Source organism: Meridianimarinicoccus aquatilis, assembly GCF_004358675.1.
In the GTDB taxonomy this organism is placed as follows: domain Bacteria; phylum Pseudomonadota; class Alphaproteobacteria; order Rhodobacterales; family Rhodobacteraceae; genus Meridianimarinicoccus; species Meridianimarinicoccus aquatilis.
The window spans coordinates 116,445-129,774 of record NZ_SMZO01000002.1 but is presented as its reverse complement, the minus strand read 5'-3'; the positions used below and the strand labels follow the sequence as shown (position 1 = coordinate 129,774).

Genomic DNA, 13,330 nt, shown 5'->3' with positions numbered 1-13,330 from the left:
ATTTACAGGCTGGCCAACACGCGGTTGCGCTGTGCCGTGTATGCACTGTCCGACTGCGACATCCAGTTCGACGAAGATTTCATAGCTGCCATTGCGTGGTCGTGCACGTCAGCGAAGATTTCATCATCCATAAAGCCACCAAGAACTTCTTGCGACTTCGCACCAAACGCATTCCAAATATCATCGGAGAATTGATACGTTTTCACGCCGCCATCCAGCAACCGCTGCAGCGCAGGGCCGTTATTGGCAATGAACAGCGCATAGTTGTGCTGATGCGCTTCGCCTGCGGACACTTCAATCGCCCGCTGCTGTGTCGGCGTGAGGCTGTTGAACACATCCAGGTTTGTGCCGACAGACAGGGCTGCACCCGGTTCGTGGAATCCTGCTGGGTAGTAGAAGTCGCAGACTTCCTGCAGGCCAAGACGTTCGTCAGACCAAGGGCCAATCCATTCGGTGCCATCAAGCGCCCCAGTGGACAAGGCTTGATAGATCTCGCCGCCCGGAAGCACCTGAACCGATGCGCCCATTGCGCTGAGAACCTGACCACCAAGACCCGGCATCCGGAACTTGAGGCCTTGGAAATCTTCGGGTGTTTTCATTTCACGGCGATACCAGCCGCCGCCCTGCGCCGCTGTCTGGCCGGCAATAAATGGCTTCACGCCAAAGATCTCGCCAAGCTCATGGTGCTTTGCCATACCGCCCTGGCCGTAGTACCACGTCATCAGCTCGGGCGCTGTCATGCCGAACGGCACGGCAGTAAAAAATGCCCAAGCCGGATGCTGGCCTGTCCAGTAATAGTCGGCACCGTGATACATGTCGGCCTGACCGGCTGTGACTGCATCAAACGATTCCAATGCGCCAACAAGTTCGCCCGCGCCTTTTGGTTCGATCACAAGCGAACCACCGGAAATGTCGTTTACGTTCTGTGCAAACCGCTCAACGGAATCCCAAACCCCGGCAAGACCACGTGGCCATGTGGTCACCATGGTTAAAGTGCGCGTGCCTTGCGCAATTGCGGGTGCTGCCAGCGATGTAGCCGCGACGGCACTACCGCCAAGCGCGGAATTTTTCAGGAATGACCGACGATCCATATATAACCTCCCAGTTTTTGGACTGCCCGGTGATTTTCTACCAGACAGTTACGGTGTCGCGACACTAGCGATTTGCCCGGCAAGCGCAAACGCGAAATGAAACAAAGTGGCTTATAACCATAGGGAAACCGTAGTTTTCTTGCGCAAAGGCCCCGCAACACGCGAACAGCTTCACTAATGTTGAATTTCCAGACAAATGCCTTTGTATCAGGCACACAATCCGACGCCTTGCAGGACACGAGGCGCGCGCCCATAACGACAACAACGCGAAAGCATGGGGAAAGTGTGACTATGGAAACGGGAGAAGTGTTCGACACCGCCTTTTGGATGACAGCATCGGCGATTTTCTTGCTCTTGATTTGTTCGGCCATGTTTTCTGGGTCCGAAACGGCGCTGACCGCTGCATCGCGCGGCAAACTGCGCAGCATGTCTGATGATGGATCACGCGGGGCTGGAATCGCACTAAAGTTGACCGAAGACAGTGAACGCTTGATCGGGTCAATTCTGCTTGGCAACAACATCGCCAACATTCTTGCCACGTCTCTGGCAACAGCCCTGTTCACCCGCACACTGGGAGAGAGCGGTGTCGCGGCCGCGACGCTGGTGATGACCGTTCTCGTTCTGGTTTTTGCCGAAGTTCTTCCCAAGACCTACGCTATCTCGAATTCCGAAAAGGCTGCGGCATTGGCGGCCCCGGTTATACGGATCATCGTGCGAACAATGGCCCCGCCTGTGGCTGTCGTCAGATTGATCGTGCGCGGTGTTCTGGGCCTTTTCGGGGTGAAGGTGGACCCAACCCGCAACGTTCTGTCGATCCGAGAAGAAATTGTCGGCACCCTGACACTTGGCCATTCCGAAGGCGTGTTTGAGAAAGAAGACCGTGACAGACTGCTGGGCGCGCTCGATCTGGGTGATCGGACCGTCGAAGAGATCATGCGCCACAGATCCAGCATCGAAATGATTGATGCTGATACCCCTGCCCCAGATGTTGTGGCGCAAGCACTGCAATCTCCGCACACGCGCCTTCCGGTCTATAAAGACGATCCGGAAAACATCATCGGTGTGATCCATGCAAAAGACCTTTTGCGCGCCGTACATGACCGGATCGACACTGGCGGCGACGCCGGATTGCTGGACTTCGATATCATGTCGGTTGCGCGCAAGCCCTATTTTGTTCCCGAGACATCGACCCTTGATGATCAAATGCGCCAGTTTTTGAAACGGCATACGCATTTTGCTTTGGTCGTCGATGAATATGGTGACTTGCAGGGGTTGATCACGCTTGAGGATATTCTGGAAGAGATCGTCGGTGAAATCACGGATGAATTCGACTCCAGTGCCGACCAGATGATCGTGAAATCCAGCGATGGAAAATTCCTCGTGGATGGCGCAATGACCATTCGCGACCTGAACCGTGCACGCGATTGGTCACTGCCGGATGAAGCCGCGAACACCATTGCAGGGTTCGTCATCCACGAAGCACAGATGATCCCGCGCGTGGGACAGGTCTTTATCTTCCGAGGCTTCCGTTTCGAAGTGACCGCACGCGAAAACAACCGGATCACGCGCCTGAAGATCTCTCCTGTCGGTGCAACACCGCGCAACTAAGACTGGTCCGCGCGCGGACCGGTAGCGAATTGTTTACGCCATCTCGTTAGTGTCAGGTAATCACGAGACTCCTTGTGGCTCGTGGTGTTCCCTCCCTGTTGGACTGGCCGCGCCCCTTGGGTGCGGTCTTTTTTTGGGATCGTCGCATTCGACCAATAAAAGCCTGTTGACGGGTGCAGCGAGTCGCCTTAGCGTGACCTCACAATAAGTCGGCCGGTCCGACGGGGAGAAAAAAACATAACAAAAAAGGGTCCTTAAGGACCCTTTTTTAATTTTACAGGGATTGGCGTTGCCAACGAGGCACGCCTTTCACTGCCACGATTTTAGGCGGGAAAGCTGCATGTCCGTGAGAAAAAACACGTCTTCGTTGAGTTTTGCTATTTTGCTTGGCCTTGGGCTCGTAGCCTCTGCCAACCAAGTTGCGGCGCAGCAGAACACTCCGCCGCAAGTCGCCACAAGCCGAGAAGACGCACAGCCGGGCGCGCCATACACATTGGGCACCTTCGGCGATTGGACCGTTCGATGTATTCGGGTTGAGTCCGGACAAGTCGACCCCTGCGAAATGAACCAATTGCTGAGCACGGTCGACGGGAACCCTACGGCTGAAATCAACCTGTTCCCCGTAGGGCGCGAAGGGGTTCCCGCCGGTGCAACTATCGTTACACCGCTGGAAACACTCCTGACGCAAAACATGCGCCTTTCGATCGATCAGGGTACAGAAAAAGTTTATCCATTCCAGCTTTGCACACGTCAGGGTTGTGTTGTGCAGCTCGGACTGACCCCCGAGGAATTGAACCAAATGAAGTCTGGTTCACAAGCATTGCTGACGATTGTTCCTGCGGCCGCGCCAGACCGAGTCGTTGAACTCGCTGTTTCCCTGAACGGGTTTACCGCTGCCTTTTCCATGCTGGACGTCGTCGGCTTGGAATAAGAACAATTGGCGTTGCGCAGGCGTCAGTGTCGGCGCAAAGCCAAAACAGCATTCAGCCCGCCAAATGCAAAAGCATTGGACAACACCACATCAACCTTTGCATCGCGGGCGACATTCGGGACGACATCAAGCGCGCATTCAGGATCCGGTTCTTCATAGCCGATAGTGGGCGCAATGACCCCGTCCCGCAGGGCCATGGTGCAGGCTAAAAGCTCAATCGCGCCCGTGCCGCCAATCACGTGGCCATGCATCGATTTTGTCGACGACATCATCAGTTTATCTGCATGAGCGCCAAAAACGTCCGCTACTGCCGCGCACTCCGTCTTATCATTCGCCGCCGTGCCCGTGCCGTGCGCGTTGATGTAACCCACGTCTTCCAACGCGACCCCGGCGTCACGTACTGCACCGGCAATGGCCCGCGACGCGCCCTGTTTTGAAGGCATGACGATATCTGCTGCATCCGACGTCATTGCGAAGCCGATGACCTCTGCCAAAATATCGGCGCCTCGCGCTCTTGCATGGTCGTAGTCTTCGAACACGAAAATCGCAGCGCCTTCGCCCTGCACCATCCCGTTGCGGTTGGCGGAAAATGGGCGGCACGCATCGCGTGACATCACGCGAAGCCCCTCCCATGCCTTGACCCCACCAAAGCACAGCATGGATTCAGACCCGCCAGTGATAATCACTTTGGCCGCACCGCCCCGGATCATGTGGAACGCTTGGCCCATCGCATGGTTCGATGACGCGCACGCCGTGGCGACTGTGAAACTCGGGCCCTTTAGGTTGTAATTCATACAGACGTGACTGCAGGCAGCATTATTCATGAGCTTGGGTACGACAAACGGATGCACCCGGTTCTTTCCGTCCTCATAAACAGACCGATAGTTTTCATCCGAGGTCTGCATTCCGCCACCTGCGGTGCCAAGGACCACACCACTTTGCGCCGCCAATTCCCCTGTAAAACTCAGACCGGATTGCGTGATCGCTTCTTTGGCAGCGATAAGCGTGAACTGGGTAAAGCGATCGTAGAGGGCAATTTGCTGACGATTGAAATGCGCCTCAGGATCATAGCCAAGCACTTGACCACCGATCTTGATCGCCAACCGGTCAACATCACGGATATCAAGTGGCCCGATCCCGCAGCGCCCTTCGCGCATGGCTTCCTGAGTTTCACTAACAGAGCCGCCAATCGCATTGATTGTGCCCTGCCCGGTTATGACGACGCGGTTCATGCCGACTGCTGATCGACCAGCGATTCAACCGCTGCAACGATTGCCGCAACGCTGGAGATGTCGAAGTCGCTTTCTTCAGGGTTATTGGCATTGAATGGGACCTGAATGTCGAACTCCTCTTCGATGGCGAAGATGCTCTCTACTAACCCGAGGCTGTCAATACCAAGGTCTTCCAGCGTTTTATCTGGTGTGACTTCGGCCGTTTCCATCATCGCCTGGTCCGCGATAATGCGGGTCACCCTGTCCTTCACACTCATCCGTCATTCTCCCGCCAGTCTCTTTGGCGATCTAGTCATTCTTATCCGTGTTTGGAACCGCTTTCTTCAATGCCGCAACGTCCTTCAACAAACGGGGCAAACGGCGCATCGCCTTGTAAGTTTCCATGTGCGTGGTCATCTTTATCGCCGGATAGCCAAATATTACGCGACCTGCCGGTACATTGCTGACAATATTGCTGCCGCCGCCCGCAACAACATCGTCGCCGATAAATATGTTGTCGTTAACACCCACCTTACCGGCAAGAACGACGCGGTCACCAATCTGAACCGAGCCGGCAACGCCAGCCTGACCGCACAACAGGCAGTCTTCGCCGATGGTGGTGTTGTGTCCGATCTGAACTTGGCTGTCGATCTTTGTGCCATTTCCCACAACAGTGGCCCGGATTGTGCCCCGATCGATGCAGGAACAGCTGCCAAGTTCGACATCATTGCCAATAACAACCGTGCCAAGCGTGTGAATCCGCGTCCAGCTCTGGTGTTCCAGTTCAGTTTCTGCGCCCATAGTCGCACGCACCACTTCCACCGAAGATGGCTTGGGCGTTACGAACGCAAAGCCATCGCCGCCCACAACAGAGTTGTAGTGCAAGATCACGCGATCCCCGATCGTCACACCCGCGCCCACCCGTGCGCCGGAATGCATCAAGATGTCGTCGCCAATCGTTGCGCCGTGATCGATGCTGGCATGCGCCGCAATGCGCGCCCGTGCCCCGATTGTGACATTTGCCGAAATCACAACCAAAGGCCCGATGCGCGCATCTTCGCCTATCTTGGCAGTAGGATCGACAACCGCGCTGGGGTGGATCCCCGGCGCAATCTGCGGCCCAGGATCAAACAACTTCGACAGATGCGCCATTGCCAGTCTTGGCCTCGCCACAAACAACGCGGCTTCCAGTCCAAACTCCTCACGCGAAGCGCCATCATACAAAATAGCGGCGCGGGCTTGGCCTTTGGCCAGGCCTTCGGCGTATTTGGGCGACATTGCCAACGCGAGTTGATCCGCAGCACACTGCGCTGGCTCGGCCGCGCCAGTAATTTCAAGTTCCGCATTACCGTCGATCCGCGCATCAAGCGCAGTTGCGACTTGTGAAAGGGGTATGTGCATCACGGCTCCGCCAATTCAGGGACTGTGACGCAGGTTATCCGCCCACTGCGCGAAGCGAAACCCCGGCTTTGGTCAACGCGGAAAAGATCGCAGCGTCCCGGCCATAAATGTCGGGCCGATAGTGTGCCGCACCGCGCGGTTGTCCGATGGCTGTCCGATACACCAAGTGAACGCGGGGCGGGTCTTCCAGCATCACAACGCTTTCGCGCCCGGTCGAAAGCCGCTTTTGAAACGTAGCTTTCGGGTTGCTGGATTGACCTTTCAGCAGCGCATAGGCGAAATCGAAAGGGTCAGCCAAACGCACACATCCATGACTGAACGTGCGTTGACCACGCGCAAAAAGGGATTTTGAGGGCGTGTCATGCAGATAGATGTTGTGAGTATTGGGGAACATGAACTTTACCAACCCAAGCGCATTTCCATCATTGGGAGGCTCTTTTAGCCGGTAGGGAAAGTTGGATGAGCTGTAGCTTGCAAAATCAACCGATGCGCGGGAAACCCGGTTCCCGTTCTTGTCCAGCAACTGCAGGTGGGACACCGCATTCGGGTCTTTCTTGAGCATCGGCAAGTATTCTTTGGTGGCAATCGAGTAAGGGACATTCCACGTTGGATTGATCACCATGAATTCCATCACATCCGAGAATTCAGGTGTGCGGTGCGTTCTGCGGTTCTGGCCAACCACTGACCGTGTTTCAAAAGTGACGCGGCCGTTTTCAATTAGCTTTACGTGAAAGTCGGGAATATTCACCCAGACATGGCGTCGCCCAAGCGGGAAATTCATCCAACGCTCACGTTCCATAGCGACGACGACCTGAGACAGACGCTCTGCCGCGGTCTTGTTCAGCTCACTCATTGTTCCGGGGCCAACCACGGCATCAGGCGAAAGGCCGTGATCCCGCTGGAACTTGGCAACCTCTTGCTGCAAATCGGCGTCATACGCGGCAGAGTTTGAAGCCCGACCATAACCCAGCCGCGCAAGACGCGCGCGCAACACAGGAATCTGAGCCGACGACATCCCCGGCTTCAAAGTTCCCCCGCTGACTTTCGCCCCCCAACCGCCGGCTCCGATGACCTTTTCAAGCCGCTCTTTTTCTTTAATCAAATGCTCGTACTGGTCAGTTTGAGGCGGCAACGCGCGGAGAAACCCCGACGGCGACGATTTGACGAATGCGGCCAATGTTGCCGCCTGCCCCCGGCGCGGCGCGGCGCGGTCAATCTCGGAAGTCACGCGCGACGGTATAAGAACACCGGATTGTACGTCTTGAGCGTAGTCAGAAAAGGCGCGAGACAATGCAACTTCAACCTTGGCGCGTTCACTCACGCCGGACGCTGCGCGCACCGCCCGGGTCAGATCATCGACACGGTACGACGCCGCAGGCAGTGCATGATCACCGGCTTTGCCAAGCGCATCAAACAGGGCCTTTGTTCTGCGTTTGTCGGCCCCGGATCCGCTGACCCAGATCGGCGCGTAATTGCGAGATGCATAAAATTCGCGCAATGCGGCGTCCCGCGCGACTTCACCAGCGATGGCCTGCTGCAGCGCACCGCCACCAGATTGTGCAACCAATGGTGTTGCGGAGAAAAGGAAACTGGCAAGTGCCACCACTGAGAGCCGTCGGGCAAGTGCCTGTATCATCGTTCTATCCTTCTCATATCCATGTCTTTCAGTATCACGGCTTCAGTATTTGCCACCAATCCCAAACAACACCTTACCCGTCTGCAACAATCCGCTGTCACCTTCCCGCAACGCAAGCCGCCTAAAAATTCGGCAGGTTTCAGCCGTCATCCGCCCAGATCGGCAGGTTTACGCCGATCACGTTCCTGTCAAGTCTGCGATGCGGAACAAGCCGGTTGGAGTTCAGTTAACCTTGTGCGAAAAGCCGTTTTGTGGGATGCTTCTTAAAACAGCCGTAAAATTCGGCAAACAGACGAGGCAGTACAGGCATGACTTCTTCAAGATCGACAGGCGCAGTGCGCCTGACACGTCGCGGTGTTCTTTCTGCATTTGCGGCCACAGCCGTAACCGCAGCACCTGCGCAAGCTGGTATCTTCGGCTTTCTGCGTGGCGGCGGCGATGTTCGCCGAATAAAAATGTATTCCGGGCGCACCGGAGAGTCCATCGACATGATCTACTGGGTTGATGGCAAGTATGTGAAACCCGCCCTTAAAGAGATCAATCATTTCATGCGCGATTGGCGCGACAACGCGACAACCAATATTGATACGCGCACGATTGATATCATGGCAGCCTCCCACGCCCTAATGGATGTGGATGAGCCGTACCTTCTGCTGAGCGGATACCGCACCCCCCACACAAACGCTATGCTTCGCAGTCGGTCTGGCGGCGCAGCGCGCAATTCACTTCACATGAAAGGCCAAGCGGCAGACCTGCGATTGAAAAGCCGTTCGGTCAAGCAAATGGCAGCAGCCGCACAAGCCTGCTCGGCTGGGGGCGTTGGCAAATACTACCGCTCGAATTTCGTACACATGGATTGCGGCCCGACCAGAAGCTGGACCGGCTGACCGCTGAAAATCAGATTTAGCGCCATCGAATATGACGCTAGACTGCCAAAACAAGGTCCGCGCATAACCCGCCAAGGCGGGCGCTTTCGCCAAGCTGAAGTCGCCCTCCATGCTTTCGCGCAATATCAGACGCGATAGCCAAACCAAGCCCGACACCTGTTGTACTGTTTTGGTTCCGTGCGGGATCGAGCCGATTAAACGGTTTCAGAGCGTCTATGCGTTTTTCAGCCGGAATACCGGGCCCATCATCTTCGACCCTGATCCGCACAGCGCCGGAAAGCATTTCAATCCGGACACAGGCGCACGTGCCATACCGCACCGCATTGCCGAGCAAATTCTCAAGAGCGCGCGTAACAGCCATGGGCCGCACATCGATCAAACCGGTTTCAACGGCGGTTTCAAGTTCAACAGTGTGACCGCTGCGTTCCATATCTTCGATGACCTTTTTGACTAACGCTGTGAGATCGGTGGGAACCGGATCATCCAAAGCGTCCCCCCGCGCAAATGCCAAGAACTCATCCACAAGCCGCTGCATGTCGCGAACATCGCGCAGCATCGCTTCGGCTTCGGGCGTGTCGTCCATCATCGACAACTCCAACTTCAATCTGGTCAGCGGTGTGCGCAAATCGTGGCTAACCCCCGACAGCATCAGCGTACGTTGTTCGATCTGACGCTCTATCCGCTCTCGCATGTCCAAAAAGGCCGCCCCCGCCTGGCGCACTTCCATCGCGCCGGCCACATGGTAATTTGCATGTCGGCCCTTCCCGAAAGCATCAGCGGCGCGCGCCAGACGACGGATAGGTCGCAGCTGATTGCGAAGAAAGATAAAGGATATCATCGTCATCAAGATGCCGGTAAAGATCATTAACACCAACAGCTGATGGGGATTCGAGGCCGATACACGGCTTCGTTGCAGGCGCAATTCGACCCGCCCCCAAAGGGTGTCGACAACGACGCGCACTTGTCGCGTATCGGACCGCAAATCAATACTCTCCATGCCGGGAAGGCGATCGCGCAAAATTTCGGATACAACACGGCCAGAAAGATCGTAGAAGACTCTTTGATCGCCGCGATTGTCCGGTGCAGGCGTTATCACGCCAATTTGCAGCGCACCGCCCAGATCCCGGCCGATTTTCAATGCGTCTTCAAGGGTCTCAGCTTGGTTTATCTGTCCAACTAAGAACTGCGTTTCAATCAGAACATTTCGCGTCATTTGCGCAGTCACCCCTTCGAAATGACGCTGAATGAAAACGACGGACACAACCAGTTGCAACGTGAGCACCGGAAGCAGAAGGATCAGTGCAGCCCGTCCGTAAAGACTACGCGGCATCCAGTGTTTGAGAAAAGCAGCAAGCATGCAATGAGCAGACCACGTTGATCGCAAGGGGGAAAGCGCGAAATGCAGCCAAACGAGTTTGATCCGGCGCCGGGTCGTGCCGAAGGGATAGCACCAGGACTTCGCAGGGTAGTGGCGCGCAACCCGGGGCCCATGACCGGGCCCGGAACGAACACGTATCTGCTGGGCTGGCGTGGGCTGGCTGTGATCGATCCGGGGCCGGATGATCCGGCTCACCTTGCCGCAGTGCTGGACGCAATCGGGCCAGAGCAAAGGATCACGCATATTTTGGTCACCCATGCGCATCTGGATCATTCGCCGCTTGCCAAGCCGTTGTCTGACGCCACCGGCGCGCCAATTCTGGCGTATGGCCCTGCCAGTGCAGGACGTAGCACTATTATGGTAGAGCTGGCCGAACGCGGCCTTACCAGCGGCGGTGAAGGTGTCGACACCAAGTTTTCGCCGGACCATAAACTCGCCGACGGCAACGTGGTGACCGGCGACGACTGGAGCATCACCGCACATTGGACACCGGGGCACATGGGTAACCACATGGTCTTTGAATGGGGCGACTGCGTTTTCAGCGGCGACCTCGTCATGGGTTGGTCAAGCTCGCTCGTCTCGCCCCCCGATGGCGACATGACCGACTTTCTCGCTTCATGTGAAAAGCTGGCCCGATTGGGTCCGCGCATTTTGCATCCGGGTCACGGCGCGCCTGTCACTGCCCCCGCCATACGCATCGCCGAGTTAATCGCGCATCGTAAAAGCCGTGAACAAGATGTGCTCACGGCTTTGGCCCGCGGCGCGAGAACTCTGCACGAAGTAACAGCTATCGTGTACGGCGACATCCCACCTGCCCTCTTGGCTGCCGCATCGCGCAATGCACTGGCTCATCTTGTTGACCTGCGCGGTCGCGGTCTTGTTTCGGCACATCCAGACCCCGGTGAAGCCGCTATCTTCACGTTGATCAAAAAAGACGACAAAAAAACGACAGAAGCCTCTGGACGCTCCTGAAACGCATTGCTATAGCCCCCTCGTGTTCCGGCGTAGCTCAGCGGTAGAGCAGTTGACTGTTAATCAATTGGTCGTAGGTTCGATCCCTACCGCCGGAGCCAAAGATTTCAAGGACTTAGCGCTCGCCCGCTAAGTCCTTTTTCATTTCGAGTACAGAATAAGTACAGAAAACGCTGCTCGGATTGGCGCTGTCGGTTTTCGACGAGATCAGCGACGTAGTCCTACACTTTAGTTCGGGAAGCATGAGCCTAGGAGCCTGACCCTTTCTGTTGCCCGAGCGCGCATGGCAGGAGGAAAAGCAACAGGACGAACAAATTGAGATTTCTTCGCTTTTTCCACTTGTTGTCGAAAGTTCGGCACTCCCACGGTGCGACCGACAAGCCACCAGAATGCGTGCTCAATCAAATTGAATACGCGAACGGAAACCTGCCAGAAAGTGCCTTTATCACTTCGATAGCCTTGTCCTGACGCGGAGCACAAAATGCCTCCAAGGCCATACTTGCGTAGCGGTCTCGCAGATGCTCCTGCTTGGTCTAGTGGAAAACAAGGTCGAGGAACGTGGCAGCGACGCCAAGGTTGGTTTCGAAATCAGCGTTCTTCCCGCCAACTACCTCCAGCATCCGCTTGACAGCGCCACGACCGTTGAACCCTTCGGTTTTTGCCTGAGTTAACAAGGTTTGAGAGTCCATCGACATGTACGTGAAATCGCGGTTCAGGCAATCAACAATGAACTTGGTCTAGTCCTCAATCGAGATCAGCCCCCTGTCCTTTGCTAGCAGCAAAACTGGTTGCAACCAACTCGCCCCAACTTCAAGCGCCGCAGTGGCCCACTGCCTCAGCCCTAGAACCTCCGAAAGCAGCAGCCCATTCCCTTCTGCCACCAATATGCTATCGCGTGCCGATGCGCCCCTTGGTCTAAGCAGGGCGAAGCGCGCGAATGGCCGGGAAGTTTAGTGTTTGCTTGACAGTTTCTTCTGTCCGCCACTCACACCCTCCCACATCGACAACCCGACGTTGACGCCGCGCTATATCACAAAATGCCGCGCCGCATCCGAGGTCGGCTTTGAGCCCATTGTGACTAATGCTGCACTTCAAATGAAGGTCCGGATTTGTTGTTGGTTTGAACTTTACCCACGCTGCTTGGTAAGAGCTTGTTGGTTTTATGGCTTCGCTCGTTGAAGCATCCCGAACAGATCGCGGGGGTCGTCAGGGTCGGCGATCATGTCGAGCTGTGTGAAGAATGGGGTGCCTTTTACCGCTTTCGCGATGTAACGCAGGGCGCTGAAATCTTCGATGGCAAAGCCCACACTGTCGAACAAGGTAATTTGCCTGTCATCCGTGCGTCCGCTTACCTGACCTTCGATGACCTTCCAAAGTTCGGTCACGGCGTGGTCGTGCTCCAACTGCTGGATTTCACCCTCCACCCGGGTCTGAGGCGGGTACTCGACAAAAATTGACGAGCGAAGCAAAATATCTCGGTGTAGTTCGGTCTTGCCGGGGCAGTCACCGCCAATCGCGTTGATATGCACGCCGCTACCGACCATGTTGTCGGTGAGGATCGTCGCATATTGTTTGTCTGCCGTGCAGGTCGTGATGATCTGTGCGCCTTCCATCGCCTCCTGACCAGAACGGCACTCCACCACTGTCAGCCCTTGGGCCGCAAGATTGCGCGCGCAGCGCTTTGTGGCGGAGGCGTCGATGTCATAAAGCCGCACTGTGTTAATGCCGCAAATCGCTTTGAACGCAAGGCATTGAAATTCAGATTGCGCCCCATTGCCGATCATCGCCATGGTCCGCGCACCTTTGGGCGCTAAATGTTTGGCGGCCATGGCGCTGGTCGACGCAGTGCGCAGCGCCGTCAAAAGGGTCATTTCGCTCAGCAAGGTAGGATAGCCGCTTTCCACCTCGGCCAACAGGCCAAAGGCGGTCACGGTCTGAAGACCCTCGGCAGTGTTCTTGGGGTGGCCGTTCACGTATTTGAACCCATAGGTTTCGCCATCCGAGGTCGGCATCAGCTCGATCACCCCCACATCGGAATGCGACGCTACGCGGGGCGTTTTGTCAAACAGGGGCCAGCGGCGGAAATCGGCCTCGATCTCGCTGGCCAGATCGGTCAACACCTGTTCGATGCCGATATGATGCACGAGCCCCATCATATGTTCGACCGAGACAAAGGGCACATAGGCGCGTTTGGAAGGCGTAAGAGACATGGGAA

At 56.1% G+C, this 13,330-nt stretch carries 12 protein-coding genes and 1 tRNA gene; 6 read left to right on the top strand and 7 right to left on the bottom strand.

Annotation, left to right across the window (positions count from 1 at the left end):
• Positions 1-2: 2 nt before the first annotated feature.
• On the bottom strand, positions 3-1,091 hold the full coding sequence (locus tag E2L05_RS01535; protein WP_133341126.1) for a TRAP transporter substrate-binding protein: 1,089 nt from the start codon (positions 1,089-1,091) through the stop codon (positions 3-5).
• Positions 1,092-1,382: 291 nt separating this feature from the next.
• Between E2L05_RS01535 and E2L05_RS01530 the strand changes: the two genes are divergently transcribed.
• Both E2L05_RS01530 and E2L05_RS01525 read left to right on the top strand, forming a co-directional pair.
• Complete coding sequence (locus E2L05_RS01530; RefSeq protein WP_133341125.1) at positions 1,383-2,699, top strand: HlyC/CorC family transporter; 1,317 nt, start codon at positions 1,383-1,385, stop codon at positions 2,697-2,699.
• Between the two features lie 340 nt (positions 2,700-3,039).
• Positions 3,040-3,630 carry an invasion associated locus B family protein gene (locus E2L05_RS01525; protein WP_133341124.1) on the top strand — a complete coding sequence of 197 codons (591 nt, stop codon included), beginning with the start codon at positions 3,040-3,042 and terminating at the stop codon, positions 3,628-3,630.
• Between the two features lie 23 nt (positions 3,631-3,653).
• On the opposite strand, the gene E2L05_RS01520 is transcribed toward E2L05_RS01525, so the two are convergent.
• The 4 genes from E2L05_RS01520 to E2L05_RS01505 are packed head-to-tail and all read right to left on the bottom strand — an operon-like array spanning position 3,654 to position 7,878.
• Complete coding sequence (locus E2L05_RS01520) at positions 3,654-4,862, bottom strand: beta-ketoacyl-[acyl-carrier-protein] synthase family protein (RefSeq protein ID WP_133341123.1); 1,209 nt, start codon at positions 4,860-4,862, stop codon at positions 3,654-3,656.
• Entirely contained in the window at positions 4,859-5,119 is a 261-nt protein-coding gene (locus E2L05_RS01515) for an acyl carrier protein (protein WP_133341122.1), read from the bottom strand. Before E2L05_RS01515 ends, E2L05_RS01520 begins: the two co-directional genes overlap by 4 nt.
• Before the next feature lie 31 nt (positions 5,120-5,150).
• The gene (gene lpxD, locus E2L05_RS01510) at positions 5,151-6,242 is read right to left on the bottom strand and encodes a UDP-3-O-(3-hydroxymyristoyl)glucosamine N-acyltransferase (protein WP_133341121.1); all 1,092 of its coding nucleotides are present in this window, start codon (positions 6,240-6,242) and stop codon (positions 5,151-5,153) included.
• Between the two features lie 34 nt (positions 6,243-6,276).
• On the bottom strand, positions 6,277-7,878 hold the full coding sequence (locus E2L05_RS01505; protein ID WP_133341120.1) for a L,D-transpeptidase family protein: 1,602 nt from the start codon (positions 7,876-7,878) through the stop codon (positions 6,277-6,279).
• 308 nt (positions 7,879-8,186) lie between these two features.
• On the opposite strand from E2L05_RS01505, the gene E2L05_RS01500 reads away from it, so the two are divergent.
• On the top strand, positions 8,187-8,765 hold the full coding sequence (locus E2L05_RS01500; protein ID WP_133341119.1) for a YcbK family protein: 579 nt from the start codon (positions 8,187-8,189) through the stop codon (positions 8,763-8,765).
• 37 nt (positions 8,766-8,802) lie between these two features.
• Here the strand turns inward: E2L05_RS01500 and E2L05_RS01495 are convergent, their stop codons facing one another.
• Complete coding sequence (locus E2L05_RS01495) at positions 8,803-10,122, bottom strand: ATP-binding protein (RefSeq protein ID WP_133341118.1); 1,320 nt, start codon at positions 10,120-10,122, stop codon at positions 8,803-8,805.
• Between the two features lie 42 nt (positions 10,123-10,164).
• Between E2L05_RS01495 and E2L05_RS01490 the strand changes: the two genes are divergently transcribed.
• From E2L05_RS01490 to E2L05_RS20665, 3 genes are all read left to right on the top strand, one after another.
• A complete protein-coding gene (locus tag E2L05_RS01490; RefSeq protein WP_133341117.1) occupies positions 10,165-11,115 on the top strand; it encodes an MBL fold metallo-hydrolase in 951 nt (316 codons plus the stop codon).
• Between the two features lie 26 nt (positions 11,116-11,141).
• A tRNA-Asn gene (locus E2L05_RS01485) sits at positions 11,142-11,216 on the top strand.
• A gap of 417 nt (positions 11,217-11,633) precedes the next feature.
• Positions 11,634-11,786, top strand: coding sequence for a hypothetical protein (locus E2L05_RS20665; protein WP_165971662.1), 153 nt, complete (start codon positions 11,634-11,636; stop codon positions 11,784-11,786).
• A gap of 489 nt (positions 11,787-12,275) precedes the next feature.
• Here the strand turns inward: E2L05_RS20665 and E2L05_RS01480 are convergent, their stop codons facing one another.
• Positions 12,276-13,325 carry an ornithine cyclodeaminase gene (locus tag E2L05_RS01480; protein ID WP_133341116.1) on the bottom strand — a complete coding sequence of 350 codons (1,050 nt, stop codon included), beginning with the start codon at positions 13,323-13,325 and terminating at the stop codon, positions 12,276-12,278.
• Positions 13,326-13,330 lie beyond the last annotated feature (5 nt).